Genomic DNA, 17,322 nt, shown 5'->3' on the forward strand with positions numbered 1-17,322 from the left:
ACACCTCAAGCACTGCAACAAGCACTGAGGCAAATTGTCACCGAGGAGATTTCAGAAAGCAATGCCATTGCTTGGTTCGCTCACTGTGGCTTATTCACGTGAAATTCGCTGTAGCTACATAGTCCGTTGCGTTCCCTTTTTTACGGTCACCCGTTTCGTCGATGATGAGGATGATGGGGATATCGCCAAGCACTGACTTCACCAACTGCAATCGTCTTGACCTTAATTGGCTTGTGTCCCACACCGCAGGATGCAGAAAGTGATGCAGGTTCTGGCTATCTTTGAGCCCAACAACCCGAGCAATAGCAGATAAGCTTTTACGGGGGAGTTCGCCCATTGGACCAACATGGAGGTACTTAAAACACTCAAAGCTGCGAACATCGTTAAACAGGTTTCGGTAGGCTTGGCAGTACTCATCCACAAAACTAACGGTTCGGCGGGCAATACGAGGAATAACCATCGCTCCTACCCTATTACAACTCTTCTTCCTTCAGTTTACTTCCACCAAAGTGACCAAAGAGGGGTTAATTAGGGTTCTATCACTTGAGGCGGAGCCATTGGTTGCCTTGCTCAGCATTTAAGGGTGGGGAGAACCAATAGCCTTGGCCAAATTCGCACCCCAGTCCCTTTAAGACGTCGAGTTCGGCTTCTGTTTCTATGCCCTCGGCAACGACATCCATATCTAGGCTGTGGGCCAAGGTAAGGATCATCTGCACCGTCTCTGGAGAACTCTGATTCAGGCGTTTCACAAAAGAGCGGTCAATCTTAAGCGTATCAATGGGAAACTCATGCAGCCGACCAAGGGAAGAGTAGCCTGTGCCAAAGTCATCGATGCAAAGTCCTACACCCAACGCCTTTAACCGTTTCAGGGATTGAGCCTCGGAGGTAAAGGTTTCGAGGATGCAGCTTTCGGTAATCTCTAGCTTCAGGCACTCTTTAGGAATTTGGGTCGCCTGTAAGACTGACTCTAGCCGCTCAGCTAACTCGGTCTGCTTGAGCTGCATGGCTGACAAATTAACGTTCATAGTCAGCGGGATGGCATGGGAAGTCAGCTCTAACCAGCGCACGAGCTGCTGGCAGGCTTCTTCTACAACCCACCAGCCAATTGCGTTAATGAGGCCAGTTTCTTCGGCCACGGGAATAAATTCCAGCGGGGAGACGAGCCCTCGCGAGGGGTGCTGCCAGCGCACTAAGGCTTCAAAGCCTCTCACCTGACCGGTGGCTAGGGAAACAATTGGCTGGTAGTAGAGGCAAAATTCCTGAGCATCAATGGCTCGACGCAAGTCATTCTCGATTTGGAGCCGGTTTGCCACTTGGGTCTGCATGGCAGGGTCGAATACCACATACTGATTTCGTCCCTTTGCTTTGGCCTGGTACAGGGCAATATCGGCATCTCGCAGTACGTGGGTGGCAATTTGATAGTTTAGGGTGCTGTAGGTAATGCCGGTGCTGGCGGTGGAGAAGACTTCGTAATCGTCCACCTTAAAGGGCTGGGAAAACTGTTCCTGAATGCGCTGAGCGAGCTCAATAGCGTCATCCGGATGAAGCAAATCTTCTAGCAAGATTGCAAACTCGTCGCCGCCGAAACGGGCCACAATATCGGTGGAGCGCACGCAGCTTTGTAACCGTTGACTGGCCAGTTTTAAGAATTCATCTCCGATTAAATGACCCAAACTATCGTTAATATTTTTAAACCGATCTAAGTCCGTAAACAGCACTGCATAGAGCTGGTTAGGGGAGTGAGAACCGCTTTGGATGGTATGGTTTAGTAACTTCATGAAGCAAGAGCGATTGGGCAGATTCGTTAAGCCGTCATATAGGGCATCATGCTGTAGCTTCTCGTTAGCCTGGAAGAGCTGCAACTGGAGTTTTTGCAAACTCGTCAAGGACTGTGTCAGATTTTGGTTGCTGAGCTGCAAGTCCTGATACAAATTGGCATTCTCAAACGAAATAGCGGCCTGGGTGCAGAGAATTTCCAAAATATGAATTCGATCGGCAGTAAAAGCCCCCGTGGTTAGGTTATTTTCCAGGTAAAGAACACCAATTGCATGCTTCTTATGGATCAACGGTAACCCTAATACCGATTTGAGCGAGTGCTGCCTCAGGTAGGGGTCGGCAGCAAATCGCGGCTCGACCCGCATGTCGTCGATTACGAGGGGGGCAGTGGTGCGATAGACAAAGCGAATAAGGCTAATGGGCAGGTTGCGGCTATTTTGAAGGGGCACCAGATTCACCTGGACGGTTTTACCGTTTAGGCACTGGGCCACCACGGTAAGCTGATCGGCTTGTCGCAAGACCAGAGCACCGCGTTCGGCCCCCGCATTTTCTAGCACCAGCTGCATCAGGATGACGATCAGCTGATCGGACTGCAGCTCTTGTGAGATTGCCTGTGAAGCCTCAATGACAGCGGCCAAATCTAGGGCCGCGGTGTTACTGGTGTGGCTGCTGACATCATCACTGGGGTTGAGCACTCCTAGCGATGGCGGCAGCGTGGATAGAACCCCTTGTAAGGGTTCAGGATAGAGGGATTCGAGCTGTTGGGTTTTGGCCTGGGCCCCCCAATGGGCGTAGCTATAGTAGGCAGCTTGCAGGTAGGGTTGAGCCAGCTTTGCTCGCCCCCAAATTAAGTAGAATCTGGCGGCCAGTTCATTAGCTAGACCCTCATCCTGTATGAAGCCATTGGCTTTGGCGGTGTCGATTGCTGTATCGTAAGCCGTCATGGCATCTAGATAGCGACCTTCTACCCGGGCAGTTTCGGCCTCAACCAGTTGCCAACGATGGCGGTGATTGCTGGGAGCCTCTCTGGCCCAGTAGGCTAACTTTTCCTGCTGTTGCTGAATGCGTTGCCAGCGAACGGTCTGCTCGGAAAGGGGGGCCTGGTTGTAGAGAGCTAGCTGAATCAGGGCATCGTAGAAGGAATAGAGGGCGATGGGGAACTGGGCTCGGCCTCCATCTAGGTAAGTAGCCACCTGATCGCTCTCCTTGGCTGCCTGCTCAAGTTGCCCGAACAGGTAGTAAAGTACGGTCTGGTTGAAGTGGTAGTGGAAGAGGGATGTGCGATCGCAATGCTCCTGGTGAAACTGCACCGACGTCTCGGCCTCATACACCGACCCGCTCAATCGCCAGGGGGTTTCCCCCTCCCCCAACAAATTGAGCACCGCCTGTTGGACGATTTCCAGGCACTTCAGGGACACCTGCTTGAGCTGGCGCAGGGTTTGGTGATAGGCGGCTAGCTCCGTTGCCAAGTCCTTCAGGGCGTGTCCAGCGAAATAGGCGTAGTGCCCATAGGCCTGAGCGTTGAGCACGACACATTCTAGATCCCCCGTTTCCAGACCACTCTGGTACGCCTTGACAAAGGCTGGTAGGGTAGAGCGAACGGGGTCGCGCCAGTGGCTGATGAAGTTGTGGACCAGATACCCAGCCCGGCTCTTGCCGGCAGTAGCCTGAAGTTGCTCCAACAGACCGAGTGCTAGTTGACCAAACCCATAGCCCGCTTCAATGTCTCCCATGCTACACAGCGCCATGCCATAGCCTGCATAGGAAAAAATTGAAACCGAACTGTTGCCAAAACGCAGGGAAAATTCAACCTGCCTTGCCATCAGCAGCGGCATCAGGGCCGGCAGCGCCCGATAGGCCGGAGCCGTTAGCTTTGTCATAATCTGCATAGCCGCTAGCCGCTGAGCATCCTCCATCTCTGGCAACGCCAACAGGCTCAGAGGATCTTGCCCAGCCCAAAGCTGGCGAGTTTCGGCCAGAGCTTGCTGCACCTGGGCAGGGGAAGGTTGTGCTGACAAGTCAACTTCCAGAGCGCGCAGCACTTCTAGCCCCGTGTGCACCGCAGCGAGGTAATTTCCCTGAGCCCGATCGGCCAGCAACCGCACCTCGTAAATGGACACCTGATCTAGCAGGGTGCGGGCATGGCAGGTAGTGATAGTAGCCCACTGCTGCATTTGGTCAAAGTTGGCACACAGGTAGGCGGCTTCGGTAATGTCTTGATACAGGGCTAGGGCCAGATCGTACTGGTGTTGCCAGGGATCGGCTGCTAGTAGGGCGATGCCCTGACGCAGGTAGTCCACCGCCGCTTGATAGGCTGTTGCCGCTTTAGCCTTGCGGCCTGCCTGCAAATTTAGCTGGGCCAGCTGTTCCCGTTCAGAGGCCGCTGTCAGCAGCGCCTGCCCCTCATTTAAGTGATTGACAATGGCAAACAGCTGCTCTTCTCGCTGGGCCAGAGACAGTTTGTGCAGCAAAAGCTGACCGATGGTGAGATGGATCTGGGGCCGCTGACCTGCTGAAATCAGGGAGTAAGCTGCCTGCTGAATGCGGTCGTGCAGAAACCTGTAGCTCAGCTCTGAGGTATCTAGGGGCGGTAGGGGCTGGCCTAGGCTATCCTCGGTCTCGGGGAAAAAGGTATATACGCCGCTTTGAGGCAGCACCAGTCCCAGTTCCAGAGCGCTCCATAGCGCGATCGCAACTTCGGTTTCGGGTTGCTCTGATGCCAGCGCCAGTGTCCCCAAGCTAAATGGGTTACCGATGCAGGCTGCCAGCTTCAGTATCGCCTGGGTTGTGGGCACCAGCTTTTGCAGCTGCTGGGCCATGAACGTCACGACATCCTCGCCCAGGGCCGCTAGGCGGGCTTGGGCCATTTTGCACTGCCAAGCCCCCTGAGTTGGATCGAAGATGATGGTGCCGTCCTGGTGCAGGGTCTGCAAAAACTGGGTAGCAAAAAACGGGTTGCCGCCAGTCTTTTGGTAGACCAGATCGGCTAGGGGCTGGGCCAGGGGCACAGGACAAACCAGAGCGTCTGCCACCAGCTGGCTAAGACTCTGAGCCGACAGCGGCTCCAGGGTAATGGTGTTAATCGTTGCCCCACTTTGACGCAAGGTCTCCAGGGTCAGCGTCAGTGGGTGCGCCGGGGCCACCTCGTTATTGCGGTAGGCTCCAATCAGCAGTAGATAGGGACATTGCAGGTCGCCCACAAGCAAATTCATCAGCTGGAGCGAGACCAGATCGGCCCACTGCAAGTCATCCAAAAACACCACTAAGGGGTGCTGGAGCGCGGCAAACACCTGGATAAAGTTTTGAAATAGAAGGTTAAAGCGATGTTGCGCCGCCTGAGCTGAAAGTTCCACAGGAGCAGGCTGAGAGCCGATAATTTGCTCCAGCTCGGGAATCACATCAATTAGCAGCTGACCATTGGTGCCCAAGGCCCGCAGGATATTGACGCGCCATTCCTGGAGGCGTGCTTCGGGCTCGCTCAGGAGATGTCGAATTAGCTCTCGCAACGCCATCAAAAAGCCCGAAAAAGGGATGTTGCGCTTAAGCTGGTCAAACTTGCCCCGAACGAAGTAGCCCCGCTGGCGCACAATGGGCTTCTGCACTTCATTGACCACGGCTGTTTTGCCCACACCCGAGTGGCCTGCGACCAGCATTATTTCGCCGCCTGCCGCACCAACCCCGCTGACGCGCTCAAAGGCGGCTAGCACTGCCGCCACTTCCCACTCCCGGCCGTAGAGCTTTTCGGGAATCAAAAAGCGGCTACTCCGATCTCGCCGGCCTATGGGAAATAGGGCAACTTTCCCCGTCTGTTCAAGCTGAATTCGGCAACACTCGAGGTCGTGGCGCAGCCCAACGGCACTCTGATAGCGGTCCTCCGGATTTTTCGCCATCAGCTTGTTGACCAAAGCAGCAATTCCCTCAGGTACACTCGGCTGAATGCTTTGGATAGGTGGCGGTGACTTGGCAATGTGACAATACAACAGGCCCATTGGGGTATCTGCGGTAAAAGGCCTCTGCCCGGTTAACAGTTCGTATAGGGTGACGCCGAGGGAGTAGTAGTCGGTGCGGTAGTCTACGGCACGATTGATGCGTCCAGTTTGTTCTGGCGAGATGTAGGCTAGGGTTCCTTCTAACGTTCCGCAGCGCTGACTTGGAGCCGCTTCTCGTGGTAAGTGGGAGGCCAAACTAAAATCGGTTAGCTTCACCTGCCGGGTTTTGGGATGAATTAGCAGGTTGCTGGGCTTAATGTCTTTGTGAATGATGCCGTGGTCGTTCAGAAGCTGCAGGATATCAGCAATCTGTTCGGCAATCTCCAAAAACTCCATCAGGCTCAATCCAGGATTGCCCGCGGCCCGGTGTTGGTCCAGCCACTGCTTGAGAGAAATTCCCCTAAAGTCTTCTAGAACCAGCGCGTAGCTCTGGCGGTATGACAAAAGCTCGTAGGGCTGCACAATGCTGGGAAACTTTAACCTGCGTGCGATCTCAAACTGATTGCGAAATTGCATCAACTCATCCAGCGTTGGCCGCTCACTGCGCAACACTTTAACCGCTACTGCCTGACCATCAGAAATCCTCTCCCCTCGGTAAACCAGGCTCTTAGTCCCTAAGTGCAGCTTATCCAAGAGGCAGTATCCAGGCAGCTCAATCATCGGATGAGACCTTGAACGTTACTCTTTATTCTTCCCCACCTTACCTAGCTTGACGAGAGACACCTCAATTTGAATTCCGCAAATTCTGGTACGAGGTTGAGGACATCATAGAGAGTTTGGAGCAGGCATCTATGCTTCTGGAGGGGAAACTGCATGACGAGGTCAGCGAGTGAAGCCAGAGGTCGGCCTGATAGCTTCCAAGCCCTACGCTGCCTCGGCCAACTACATCAACACCATGAGCAACTACTGCAAGGGCTGCACCACAACCCCAAAGACCGCACTACTGAAAAAGCCTGTCCCTTCAACCTGATGTACTGGGACTTTTTAGCCCGCTACTATGAAAAGCTCCAACCCAACCCGCGCATGCGCCAAATCCTGCGAAACCTGGAGCGCATCCCCACTGACGAACTCCAGCACATTCGCCAAAAAGCCGCCGACTGGCGCACCCAGCACGCTCACACCGAGCACCTCCTGCCCGACACGCCCAAGCCGCAGGAGGCGCAAGCGTTGAGTGGGGAAATGAAGTGAGACTGCAAGTTCTGGGGGAACCAGATCAGCTCTCATAACACTATTGAGCAACGCTAGAAACTAGCGTGTAGTGATCTTGGGCTGCGGCCAAATCGAGGATGCGATCTCACAGTAGGGATGACTTAGAATGCGATCACAGAGGGGAGAAGCGATTGAGAGTGCGATCTGGTGAGCGCAGGTGTAGTCCAGAACGGCCTGCTAGATTAGGGCCTGAGTGTTGATATCGAGCATGGCCGTCATTTCATCGACGATCTGGTAGCGGGTCTGGGGGCCGACGGTGCGTGCGATCGCAAGTAGGGTTAATTCAGACTGCGATCGCACCCTTGCTTACCTTCAGCAGGTCCAACGCTTCACCCTCACTAGGGGGCCGCTGAGGCCGGAGTTGAGGCTTGGGGAACTGCGGGCTTGGGAGCGTGGAGGTCAATAATTGTGGCAGCGGGGAGCAGGGGGCGGGGTGATGCTGGCTTTTAGGCTATCCCAGTTCCCCTTGTCTTTGCAGCGCTGGATGTTGCGGCGGGCTACTTCGAACTGCCGCGCCATGTTGCTGGTAATGATGTCCTGCATGAAGAAGGCTTTAGCTTGTTCTCTTTTGCGATCGCTCTCGCTTGCCATGCCTGTGCTCCATCTGTGTTACAGACAGAATTCCTACAGGGCAAGGCTTTCAGGGCGCAATGTCACAGATCGGATCGCAGGGGGCAAATCTGCAAGCGATTGCGGAAAAGGCGGCGCGGCTACCAGTGCTACATCACAAAACCCCGCCGAGGAAGCGGCGGGGCGAGAGTACTGGTAGAGCTATAACTTATTTCTTTTTACCGCCCTTGGCCTTGCCTGAGCCTGCAGTTTCCAGTTCGGGCTTCTTGGGTGCCACCTTCTCCTTAAACAGCTTGCCAGCACTGAAGGCTGGGGTGGTGGTGGCTGGGATCTGCATAGCCTCCCCGGTCTTGGGGTTGCGGCCTTCCCGCTCGGCGCGGGCACGGGGCTCAAACGTTCCAAAGCCCACTAGGGTGACCTTTTCACCGCTAGCAACGGCTTCCATGATGGACTCCACGATAGCTGTGATGACAGCATCGGCCTCCTTCTTGCTCACTGATGCGCTCTCAGCAACCTTATCAATCAACTCGCCTTTATTCATGGGTCAACGGTCAACGACCGAATGAGGGTTTCAGCCGTTTTAACACGAGAGGTCAGGGGTTTCAAGCTTTTGCAACAAAAAGCCTGCTGGATGAGGTCCAGGGCGGGGTTTGAAGTTCCTTTGGCCTAGCTCAACAAGTTCATCATTACCTCTGGAGCTGCACCAGTTCAAGCCGGTTCCTTAGAGGCTGTGTTAGGGATCTGTAAGTGGGTGAAGCGGGCGGTTGAGATCGCACAGTCCGTGGTGATGGCAGTTGCGATCGCAAGTAGGGATAACTCAGAGTGCGCTTTCAAAGGGCCTGAGAGCTAGGGCAAGTTCAGTCTGTAGTTCCTCAGAGGCGGTGTAGGTGCTTGATAACTTTAATTGGCACCATCTCAGCCCTACGATTTCAACAGCCATTGCCGCATCCGACTTCAGCTACACATTGACCATCCTTACCTCTTTGGCACTACCAATTACCGAATTATTTCCTGTATTATTATTCTTTATTAAAGAAGAAATATTTATAGTTTTCTGTCAAGTATGTATTGGTAGGTAAGATTGAAAGGAATAGTTGATTTATAGCTTTTTCGATATTCCTAAGGTTAGATTTTTGGCTCCTTTCGATAGCAGGATTTGTCAAATTGTTTATTATCGAGTAAGAAGTCATTCTGCATTCTTCGAACGATTTGCTCATATTTAACACTGTTTCTAACCATGCCTAATCTAAACTCTCAACAAGAAAAAAGTCTTGCCGCTTTTATAGAAGCCCTTAGTCAGCAAGATGAATCCTTACCGCAAGGGTTACAGCAACAGCTCCATGCTATTGGTCAAAATTTAGATGCGCGGGCTATTGAAATTCCTGGAATAGCAGCTAGTCTTCCAAGTCTTAATCAGGCTTACCAGAACGCTTTAACTCATGTCCAAGAGAAGGACCAAGGAGCAACGCTTGTTTCCACAAATCAGGATGACAGTAGCAAACTACGAGATCGTGCTGTTCAAATTTTCACTGATTCAGATCCGGTTCAAGCTGCTCAGCACAGCCAGTTTAGGGGAATAGGGCAAATTGCCTCCAATCCGTTGAAACGCTTGTTTGGAGGATCTAGAAACGGCTGACCGGAAATGGGGTGGAGTCCAGATCTGATGGGTCAAGGAAAGGCTCTTACGATATGAAGTCTTAAGCCGCTTGAATTGATATTCATACAACCCCCTGTAAAGGATTAAGCAGTAGAGCAGGAACACAGGCCGCGCTCTGTAACCTCTCGCGCCCTCCAGGCAGACAAGCCCCACCCAGAAACCCACTCGCTGCAAACAGATGACTGTTGCGCTTCAAATCCTCAGAGCGATGGGGAAGTTGCGATCGCATACTCTTGAATTTGTAAGAGCTCAGCAGATCTTTCTCTCTACGGCTACAATTTTGCGACAGGACGGGAATTTTCTTAGGTAACAAAAGGGCACAACAGCACAAAACCGTTACCTACGAAAAACACGAGTGAGCAACCGTGTGACCCAAAGCACCCCCCACCGTGTGGCAGGGGTTGAAGGGTGAAGCCAGGCATCTACTCGTCGGGCTCGGCGGCCAACAGCTTGTTTAGGGCATCGTCGAGCTGCGGAAGTTTTATGCCACAACCAGAAAAGCGCAGATCGACTTGAACCAGGACAGCTAGATCGCAGCTTGGTAGCGTTCGTATGCTTCATCCCCAAAGCAGACAAACCTCACCTGCTCAAGGGCAGAGTTGCTCTCTAGGAAGGTCTTGACTTGTGCGATCGCAATCTCTGTCGCCCGCTCCAGCGGAAAACCATAGATCCCCGTACTGATCGCTGGAAAGGCAACGCTGGTGAGAGAATGCTCAACTGCTAAAGCCAAACTATTGTGGTAGCACTGAGCCAGTAGCTCATCTTCGTTGTGCTGCCCGCCCTGCCACACGGGCCCCACCGTATGAATTACCCATTTGGCCGGAAGGTTGTAGCCTCGCGTAATCTTGGCCTGCCCGGTTGAGCAACCCCCTAGAGTTCTGCACTCAGCCAACAACCCTGGGCCAGCAGCTCGGTGGATTGCCCCATCTACCCCGCCTCCCCCTAGCAACGATTCATTCGCTGCATTCACGATGGCATCCACTTTTTGACGGGTGATGTCACCCTGGACAACTTGAACCCGCCCTTGCCAATTTGAAGTCACTGTTCTCACCTCAGATGCGATCGCTGCTAAACGGTTCAGAGTTGTCAGAATGTGGCGTTCTCAATCAGCCCAGCTAAGTGTCCGCTAGAGAAACGCTCAGCTCGAGCATAAGTTGTTATCAGCTTCTGCAGCATTTCTAAGTGTACAGTGACTTTTTATTTGTCGCGGAGACACATGAGTATCATTAAGGCAGCAAAGCTAAAGCCAGCTTGCTTTTTCTGCCTCAAATCAGGTTGACAATGCTGACAGTTGGATGATGAGCCACTAAGCCAATTCTCTGTAATTTGCAATAAAGAAGGTTGCGTTCAACGACCCGAATTTGTCTCGATGTCACTTAATCTGGCACTGTACAGCAGTCCAGTCAACTTCATGGTCAACGTGCTCTGTGGCTTGATCGCCTATTGCCACCAACTCAAAAAGCCTGCTCTCAATCTGGACTTCGCCTTACCACAAGCCGCTTAAACGAACTGAGTCTACTCAACTGCATCCATATCTGCCCAATAGGTCCAGGGACAGAGCCTTTTTCCCAATGGCGTGTAACAATCGCAAACAGTGCACTCAACAAGCTCATGACTACAGGCGTTTGGATACTCGGCGATCAGCTCTGGGCAGGGCAGTCAGCATTGCAAAGCTGCTTCCCCAACCCGGCTCCCGTCATCTTCATCGAGTCGCTGCAGCACGCTCAAAAAAGGCCCTACCACCTGCAAAAGCTGGTGCTGGTCTGGTCGGCAATGCGCCACTTTGCAGGCGAGCTGCGCCAAGCCGGATGGGCCGTCACCTACACCCAGGCCGACGACTTTCGAGCGCCCCTCTTGAAGTGGATCGAGCAAAACCACATCAGCGAACTGCGGGTAATGACCCCCACCGACCGCCCCTTCACCCAGCTGATCCAAAGCCTCGATCTGCCCTGTGTCGTTACCTTCACCCCCAACAACCGCTTCATCTGGCAAGACCAGGCGTTTATCGACTGGGCCAAGTCGCGCCGCCGCCTGCTGATGGAAGACTTTTACCGCGAAGGGCGCAGGCGCTTCAATGTGCTGATGGAGGGCGAAAACCCCGTCGGCAACCGCTGGAACTTCGACCGCGAAAACCGCAAACCCGCGAAAGGTAAACTTACCCTGCCTGAAGCCCTCTGGTTCGAGCCTGACGAGATCACGCGCGAAGTAATTGACTGGGTTAAACAGTCCCCCGCCTTCAAAGACAGCCAGGAGTACTGGCAGGTCGAACCCTTTCGCTGGGGCGTCACCCGCGCCCAGGCCCTGCAGGTGCTCGCCTTTTTCATCCAAACCCGCCTGGCGGGCTTTGGTCCCTACCAAGATGCTATGGTCACGGGCCAGCAAACGATGTGGCACGCCATGCTCTCGCCGTATCTTAACCTGGGCCTGCTGCACCCCCTCGAAGTTGTGCAGGTTGCCGAGCGCGCTTACCGCGAAGACCCCGCCTGCTGGCAGCTCAACAGCATCGAAGGCTTTGTGCGGCAAGTCTTGGGCTGGCGCGAGTACATGCACGGCATCTACCTCTACATGAGCGAAGACTACCCCGAGCGAAACTGGTTCAACCACACCCATCCCCTGCCCGACTTTTACTGGACAGGCGACACCGAAATGAACTGCCTGCATCACGTTCTCCAGCAGGTCAAAGAAACCGGGTACGCCCACCACATTCAGCGGCTCATGGTGCTCAACAACTTTGCCCTGATCACAGGAATCTCCCCCCAGGAACTGCAAGACTGGTTCCACGCTGCCTTTATCGACGGCTACGACTGGGTGATGCAGGCCAACGTGATTGGCATGGGGCAATACGCCGATGGCGGCCTGATAGCCTCCAAGCCCTACGCTGCCTCGGCCAACTACATCAACACTATGAGCAACTACTGCAAGGGCTGCCCCTACAACCCCAAAGACCGCACTAGTGAAAAAGCCTGTCCCTTTAACCTGATGTACTGGGACTTTTTGGCCCGCCACTACGAAAAGCTCCAGCCCAACCCGCGCATGCGCCAAATCCTGCGAAACCTGGAGCGCATTCCCACTGACGAACTCCAGCACATTCGCCAAAAAGCCGCTGACTGGCGCACTCAGCACGCCCACACTGAGCACCCCCTGCCCGACACGCCCAAGCCGCAAAAGGCGCAGGCGTTGAGTGGGGAAATGAAGTAACCCTGCCAGTTTTGGGGGAAACCGGATCAGCTCTCATACCACTGCGGCCAAATCGAGGATGCGATCGCAGTCTTCCTCACGAATGCTGCGTTCCCCAGCATTTCGGCGCAGCCCATTCCTATAGTCGGGTAATCCCTCTTTAGTCACTCTGGCTGGGCAAAAAGCATTCAAAACGTCAGGCAGCAACTTTGAAAGCTTGGGGTGAAGCTCGAAACTGATTGATGCAAGAAGGGTACACCTTTAGTGAAGCCGCGATTGCCTCACTGAGTGCTTATCTGACAGAACATCAATACATAGACGACGACTCCCTAGCCGTCCTGATGCTGTTTGAAAACACCTGGGCCACCGCCTTCCGCAATGCAGTGGTCAAGGCCAACGGCCAGCTGTTATTCAACGAACGGATTCCCAGCAACGTGATTAACCAAGTCATAGCGGCTCAGGTTGTAGGGGGATTTTATTGATGGCCTCTGCCCCGCTAGTTGAGCTCAATTCTTTGCTGTTTACCAACTCCTAAGGAGCCTCCATATATCTAGAAATCGACGCAGTCCAGGTCTACTTCGCACGGTGGGGAAAACCACCGTGATCAGCGGCACCGCTACGGCGACCAGCCGAGCTGTGAACAATGCCACCGACCAGAAGGCACTGCGATCGCAACAAGAGCAGACCGCTGCCATTCAAGCCCAGGCCGACCTAGAACAGGTCAAAGCTCAAATGGCGGCCCTGCAGCAACCTGCGCCAGCCCCCGCGCTAGCTCCCACGCCAATCCCCACCCCTCAAAGCAATCTCTTAGCGCAGCTGACCCAGCTGGCCCAGCTCAAAGAAGCCGGTGCGCTAACCGACGATGAGTTTCAGCTAGCCAAGGCCAAACTGCTGACCTAACGAGATCCTGACCGATCGCAGCCCAAATAGATTGCAGGAGATACCCCCATGAGTACGGAGTCAAGTTCAGGCCCCTCGTCATCATTGGCGGTACTGAAGATCGCGACGGCGAATCGAACAGGCAACAGGCATTTTCTTTACTGGTGGTGACCAGTCTCGGATTGTCGACTTTATCCGAGGTACGCCCCTAGATAACGCGATTCGCCAACAGCATCAGGCTGGGGCGGTCATCGGCGGCACTAGCGCCGGAGCGGCCATGATGCCAGATCAAATGATTGTGGGCGGTGCCTCAGTCTCAAACCCCAGAGTCGATGCCGTCAGCATGGGACCGGGCGTGGGGTTTTTGCCCGGTATTGTAATTGACCAGCACTTTGCCCAGCGGGGTCGCCTGAGTCGTCTGTTGGCTGCCCTGGTGCTGCAACCGGCATCGCTGGGTCTGGGCATTGATGAAGACACCGCCATCATCGTCAAAGATGATGAGTTTGAAGTGGTCGGCCGGGGATCCATTACCGTGGTCGATGAAACCACCGCAACCCACAACAACCTGGACGGCCTGCTCAAAGACGAAGCGATCGCATTGTGCGGCGTAAAACTCTATATCCTGCCACACGACTATCGTTTTAACCTGAGAAGACACCTACCACTGGTGTAGGTAGCAGGTAACTCCATGACAACGCTATTGACTACGCATCAAACGCCAACCGCCAAGACCCACTATACCGGCGACACGATTCAGGGCATCCCTGTGATCAGGGATCTGGCCATTGACGATCTCGAACCAGGCCACCAGCACCGGTTTTTCTTCCAAGGGGTGCAGATGGGCAGCGGCCAGCACTGGTATGTCCCCATTGTGGTGGCTAAGGGAGCCCGCGCCGGTAAGCGGGTGGCGCTAGTCGCGGGAGTGCATGGCGATGAGGTAAGCCCGATCAATGCGGTACAGCGGATTTTGGCGGAGCTAGACCCAGCCCAGATGTCGGGCGCTGTGGTCGCCGCTATAGGAGTTTCCCGTCCAGCCGTGGAATATACCCAGAGCCACTGGCCCACTAGCCAAGGCGGCGGCTCTCTGATTGACTTCAACCGTGTCTGGCCCGGCGATGAAATCGGCAACAGTGCCCCGATGCGCCATGCAGGCCTCCTCTGGAACCGGCTGTTTAAGTCCAACGTGGATGTCGCTATCGATTACCACACGGTGTCTACAGGCGGCGACTTTACCCTCTTTATCTATGCCGACCTGGGCAAACCCGAGATTCGCCAGATGGCAGAGCTGTTTCCGGTTGACCAGATTAAGCACGACCCCGGCGAGCCAGGAACCCTGGAAATGGCCTTTGTGGAAGCAGGTATTTCCGCACTGACGGTCGAAATTGGCAGTCCTCGCATTTTTGATTCCCTCAAAATTGCTCTGACCGTCGAGGGCAGCCTCAATGTGCTGAAGCACTACCGGGTGATTGACGGAGCGCTGGGCCGCACCGCTAAGGATGTAGGCACCTTTGTTGGCAATGCCTTTGAAACAGTGCGGTCTACGTCGGGTGGATTCATCGAACTGCTGGTAGACCTAAAAACGCGCGTTACCCCCGGCCAAAAAGTCGCTCTCCAGCGCAACGCCTTTGGCGACATCGTGGCAGAGTACCACGCCAGCGTGGCGGGAGAAGTGGCCACCATTGCTCGTGATGCCCTCAGCGAACCCGGTTCGCGGGTGATGCAAATTCTATATGACAGTGCCGGACCCAGACCCCTGATCTGACTCTCCATAAACCTATGAGGATGTTCCCATGACCTACGAGCCTGCGCCCCGTCCGATTCGAGACCCGTCCTATCTCGATGTGCTGATTCCCCTGGCGGTGCTGATCGTATCCATCGGCGGAGCCGTTTCGCTATTTGGGCTCAATGCCATCGATGGTCCGGTACAGGTAGCCCTGATAGCCAGTATCATGGTCGCCGCCCTGGTCATCCTCAAAAACGGCCACCCCTGGAGTGAGATCAATGCGTCCGGCAGCCGAGCCAGCTCAAGGACACCCATTTATGACGGGTCTTTTCAAGCAGAACAGCTGTCACTGTGGTCGATCTGTTTAGTGGAAATGTGCAGCCTGGTTCTGAAGTTTCTGTCGGCGTTAAGGAACGGGGATAGGCAAGGGGAAGGTGTAAGCGCTAATGTAACGCTGCTACAGCGGTTTGTCTGGGATACATTCTGATTACTAAAGGGAAATTCCCTTGAAAGTTAGTAACGAAGCCGCAACAAAGTTGGAGTGCGAACTTGAGGAGTATATTTACTTAGAGAAGGAATACGAGGTTTACACCGACCACAGCGATTCTCAGTAACTGAACCCCCGTTCTGCGTTATCTGACCTTGAAGCCTAGAACTCTGGTTTGAGTTGCGATCGCACCCTCGACCACCCCAGTAGGCACTGGGGGCAGCTCCTCAGTTAGCCCAAAATCAACCTCTAATTCCTCAACGACACCGGCTCTTAAGCTGGCCATGGGAACGGCCACATCGCTCTGATAGGTTCTCAGGTCGGGGAAGGTCAGCACCACATCGTTAATCGCTCGAAGCAGGGCAATCTTGTAGCTTGTTACCTTCGAGTCATGCTTGAGTATGGTGCTGGTGATTTTGTCAGGAGAAATGGTCAAGCGAGAACTACCAACTCATGCGGTCAACAAAGGATTTAATGACACCAGCTGCGTGGTTGACTCCGTTCTCAGCTTGTATAGAAGTTGCAAGCTCTTTTGCTTTCTGGTGCAGGGATGGCGTATCTAATACCTGCCGAATCGCTGCAGCCAATTTTGGCGCTGTCAGCTCCCGAATGGGTATGGGCGGCGAACCAACTCCCAACTGTTCCAGTCGCTTCCCCCAAGCAGGTTGGTCACCAAAAACTGGAACGGTTACTGCTGGTATACCTGCCCGTAGACCAGCCGCTACTGTGCCTGCTCCCCCGTGATGGACGACAGCTGAGCAGCGGGGGAAAAGCCAATCGTGGGGAATCGACTGCACAGAGTAGACCTTCTCAGACAAGTAACCTGTCTCGCTGAGTCCCCATCCTGCAACTAATAGGGCTCTAACTTGGGCCAGTTGAACAGCCTCCAGCAAGAGCTGGGTCATTCTTTGAGGGTCGTCAACAGCCATACTGCCAAAACCGATTACAACTGGGGGCTCTCCACCTGCCAGAAAATCCTCAAGCTCCTCTGTTGGCTGATATGGACTCAGGGGTTCTACAAAGCAGTAACCTGTGACATGAATCGGATGTGGAGACCCACCCCAATCAAGCGGAGAAGATATTACGGCCTCACTATAGAGATGCAGGATAGGAACATGCTTCAGAGTTCTGGGCTGCTGCGAACGATAGCTAGGCCCTAGGGAGGACAACTCGGGTAGCTGACATTTTAGAACTCGAAACTTGTTGAGAATCTCCTTATCTCGAACCCAACCCAATAGACTTACAGCTCGGTAGCTAGCCCAATTTAATGTTGATTGAATTGGATTAACAGAGTCTGGAATTTCACCAAAGCCAAGAAATGGAAAAAGACCCGTCTCAGCAATGGGAACATATGAGGCTACAACCATTGGAAGCCTAAGACATTCAGCAATGTGATAGACCCAGAGCGACAATGGCCCAGTGATCAGAGCCTCTGTGCCCTTAGCCGCTTCTAAAACCTGCTCTAATTGGGTCGGTAACTCTTTCTGAAACTGGGGTATTGGCATCCAAGGTGAAAATTCGCCTCTTACAAAGCGCTGCCCCTCATCAGAGCTAAAGAACTGCCGGTAATCTCCGGCCAAAGGGGCAAATTCAAAACCGTGAGCCTCAACAAAGTCTTGGAAACCTGGATGAGTGATTAACTTGGGTGTATACCCGGCAGTCCTTAAGCCTTGGGCGAGGGCACATATTGGCATAAAGTCACCTGTGGAGCCAAGCGCGACCAATGCAATTTTTCGAGGGGACATAGCCTTGATCCGATTGACTTTCGCCCTTAGCCTATTACGTCTTCTAAGAAAGCGCTATATTCTGGCATCAGCCAGCAGGTTTCTTACTCCCTCTCCCAGTCCATACCAGG

At 53.8% G+C, this 17,322-nt stretch carries 16 protein-coding genes and 3 pseudogenes; 9 read left to right on the top strand and 10 right to left on the bottom strand.

Going from position 1 to position 17,322, the window contains the following annotated elements; genetic code table 11:
* Positions 1-115: 115 nt before the first annotated feature.
* A pseudogene (locus H6G13_RS17365) lies at positions 116-460 on the bottom strand (transposase); the annotation flags it as partial.
* A 79-nt stretch (positions 461-539) separates the two neighbouring features.
* A complete protein-coding gene (locus H6G13_RS17370; protein ID WP_190485062.1) occupies positions 540-6,425 on the bottom strand; it encodes an EAL domain-containing protein in 5,886 nt (1,961 codons plus the stop codon).
* Between the two features lie 153 nt (positions 6,426-6,578).
* On the opposite strand from H6G13_RS17370, the gene H6G13_RS17375 reads away from it, so the two are divergent.
* On the top strand, positions 6,579-6,953 hold the full coding sequence (locus tag H6G13_RS17375; RefSeq protein WP_199305981.1) for a hypothetical protein: 375 nt from the start codon (positions 6,579-6,581) through the stop codon (positions 6,951-6,953).
* Between the two features lie 198 nt (positions 6,954-7,151).
* On the opposite strand, the gene H6G13_RS29190 is transcribed toward H6G13_RS17375, so the two are convergent.
* From H6G13_RS29190 to H6G13_RS29195, 4 genes are all read right to left on the bottom strand, one after another.
* Positions 7,152-7,274, bottom strand: a complete 123-nt coding sequence (locus tag H6G13_RS29190) for a hypothetical protein (protein WP_277882526.1) — start codon at positions 7,272-7,274, stop codon at positions 7,152-7,154.
* Between the two features lie 99 nt (positions 7,275-7,373).
* Positions 7,374-7,565, bottom strand: a complete 192-nt coding sequence (locus H6G13_RS17380; protein WP_190485064.1) for a hypothetical protein — start codon at positions 7,563-7,565, stop codon at positions 7,374-7,376.
* A 187-nt stretch (positions 7,566-7,752) separates the two neighbouring features.
* Positions 7,753-8,085: an HU family DNA-binding protein gene (locus H6G13_RS17385; RefSeq protein WP_190485066.1), complete on the bottom strand. Its 333-nt coding sequence runs from the start codon at positions 8,083-8,085 to the stop codon at positions 7,753-7,755.
* A 167-nt stretch (positions 8,086-8,252) separates the two neighbouring features.
* Positions 8,253-8,378, bottom strand: coding sequence for a hypothetical protein (locus H6G13_RS29195; RefSeq protein WP_277882527.1), 126 nt, complete (start codon positions 8,376-8,378; stop codon positions 8,253-8,255).
* 403 nt (positions 8,379-8,781) lie between these two features.
* On the opposite strand from H6G13_RS29195, the gene H6G13_RS17390 reads away from it, so the two are divergent.
* A complete protein-coding gene (locus H6G13_RS17390; protein WP_190485068.1) occupies positions 8,782-9,180 on the top strand; it encodes a hypothetical protein in 399 nt (132 codons plus the stop codon).
* A gap of 547 nt (positions 9,181-9,727) precedes the next feature.
* Here the strand turns inward: H6G13_RS17390 and H6G13_RS17395 are convergent.
* A complete protein-coding gene (locus H6G13_RS17395) occupies positions 9,728-10,243 on the bottom strand; it encodes an O-acetyl-ADP-ribose deacetylase (RefSeq protein WP_190485070.1) in 516 nt (171 codons plus the stop codon).
* Between the two features lie 44 nt (positions 10,244-10,287).
* On the bottom strand, positions 10,288-10,377 hold the full coding sequence (locus tag H6G13_RS29520; RefSeq protein ID WP_347277500.1) for a DUF6508 domain-containing protein: 90 nt from the start codon (positions 10,375-10,377) through the stop codon (positions 10,288-10,290).
* A gap of 208 nt (positions 10,378-10,585) precedes the next feature.
* Between H6G13_RS29520 and H6G13_RS17400 the strand changes: the two are divergent.
* The 7 genes and pseudogenes from H6G13_RS17400 to H6G13_RS17430 form a co-directional block, all read left to right on the top strand.
* A pseudogene (locus H6G13_RS17400) lies at positions 10,586-10,705 on the top strand (IS982 family transposase); the annotation flags it as partial.
* A gap of 107 nt (positions 10,706-10,812) precedes the next feature.
* Positions 10,813-12,399, top strand: a complete 1,587-nt coding sequence (locus H6G13_RS17405) for a cryptochrome/photolyase family protein (RefSeq protein ID WP_190485072.1) — start codon at positions 10,813-10,815, stop codon at positions 12,397-12,399.
* 221 nt (positions 12,400-12,620) lie between these two features.
* Entirely contained in the window at positions 12,621-12,860 is a 240-nt protein-coding gene (locus H6G13_RS17410; protein ID WP_190485074.1) for a hypothetical protein, read from the top strand.
* Positions 12,861-12,963: 103 nt separating this feature from the next.
* Positions 12,964-13,278, top strand: coding sequence for an SHOCT domain-containing protein (locus tag H6G13_RS29525; RefSeq protein ID WP_199305982.1), 315 nt, complete (start codon positions 12,964-12,966; stop codon positions 13,276-13,278).
* Positions 13,279-13,378: 100 nt separating this feature from the next.
* Positions 13,379-13,930 (top strand): annotated as a pseudogene (locus H6G13_RS17420) (cyanophycinase); the annotation flags it as partial.
* Between the two features lie 15 nt (positions 13,931-13,945).
* Positions 13,946-15,019 (top strand): succinylglutamate desuccinylase/aspartoacylase family protein, encoded by a 1,074-nt coding sequence (locus tag H6G13_RS17425; RefSeq protein ID WP_190485076.1) that lies wholly within the window; start codon positions 13,946-13,948, stop codon positions 15,017-15,019.
* 28 nt (positions 15,020-15,047) lie between these two features.
* The gene (locus H6G13_RS17430) at positions 15,048-15,467 is read left to right on the top strand and encodes a hypothetical protein (protein ID WP_190485079.1); all 420 of its coding nucleotides are present in this window, start codon (positions 15,048-15,050) and stop codon (positions 15,465-15,467) included.
* 145 nt (positions 15,468-15,612) lie between these two features.
* Here H6G13_RS17430 and H6G13_RS17435 read toward each other — a convergent pair whose 3' ends face one another.
* Together H6G13_RS17435 and H6G13_RS29200 are read right to left on the bottom strand one after the other, a co-directional pair.
* A complete protein-coding gene (locus H6G13_RS17435; RefSeq protein WP_190485408.1) occupies positions 15,613-15,903 on the bottom strand; it encodes a hypothetical protein in 291 nt (96 codons plus the stop codon).
* Between the two features lie 7 nt (positions 15,904-15,910).
* Positions 15,911-17,212 (bottom strand): glycosyltransferase, encoded by a 1,302-nt coding sequence (locus tag H6G13_RS29200; protein WP_190485081.1) that lies wholly within the window; start codon positions 17,210-17,212, stop codon positions 15,911-15,913.
* Positions 17,213-17,322: the final 110 nt, after the last annotated feature.

The organism is Pseudanabaena sp. FACHB-2040 (assembly GCF_014696715.1).
GTDB lineage: Bacteria > Cyanobacteriota > Cyanobacteriia > Phormidesmidales > Phormidesmidaceae > JACVSF01.

Coding starts and splice junctions, on each gene's coding strand:
- H6G13_RS17385 (WP_190485066.1), bottom strand. CDS start 8,085: ATGAATAAAGGCGAGTTGATTGATAAGGTTGCTGAGAGCGCATCAGTG.
- H6G13_RS17370 (WP_190485062.1), bottom strand. CDS start 6,425: ATGATTGAGCTGCCTGGATACTGCCTCTTGGATAAGCTGCACTTAGGG.
- H6G13_RS17425 (WP_190485076.1), top strand. CDS start 13,946: ATGACAACGCTATTGACTACGCATCAAACGCCAACCGCCAAGACCCAC.
- H6G13_RS17405 (WP_190485072.1), top strand. CDS start 10,813: ATGACTACAGGCGTTTGGATACTCGGCGATCAGCTCTGGGCAGGGCAG.
- H6G13_RS17380 (WP_190485064.1), bottom strand. CDS start 7,565: ATGGCAAGCGAGAGCGATCGCAAAAGAGAACAAGCTAAAGCCTTCTTC.
- H6G13_RS17375 (WP_199305981.1), top strand. CDS start 6,579: ATGACGAGGTCAGCGAGTGAAGCCAGAGGTCGGCCTGATAGCTTCCAA.
- H6G13_RS29520 (WP_347277500.1), bottom strand. CDS start 10,377: ATGCTGCAGAAGCTGATAACAACTTATGCTCGAGCTGAGCGTTTCTCT.
- H6G13_RS17390 (WP_190485068.1), top strand. CDS start 8,782: ATGCCTAATCTAAACTCTCAACAAGAAAAAAGTCTTGCCGCTTTTATA.
- H6G13_RS17410 (WP_190485074.1), top strand. CDS start 12,621: ATGCAAGAAGGGTACACCTTTAGTGAAGCCGCGATTGCCTCACTGAGT.
- H6G13_RS17430 (WP_190485079.1), top strand. CDS start 15,048: ATGACCTACGAGCCTGCGCCCCGTCCGATTCGAGACCCGTCCTATCTC.
- H6G13_RS29200 (WP_190485081.1), bottom strand. CDS start 17,212: ATGTCCCCTCGAAAAATTGCATTGGTCGCGCTTGGCTCCACAGGTGAC.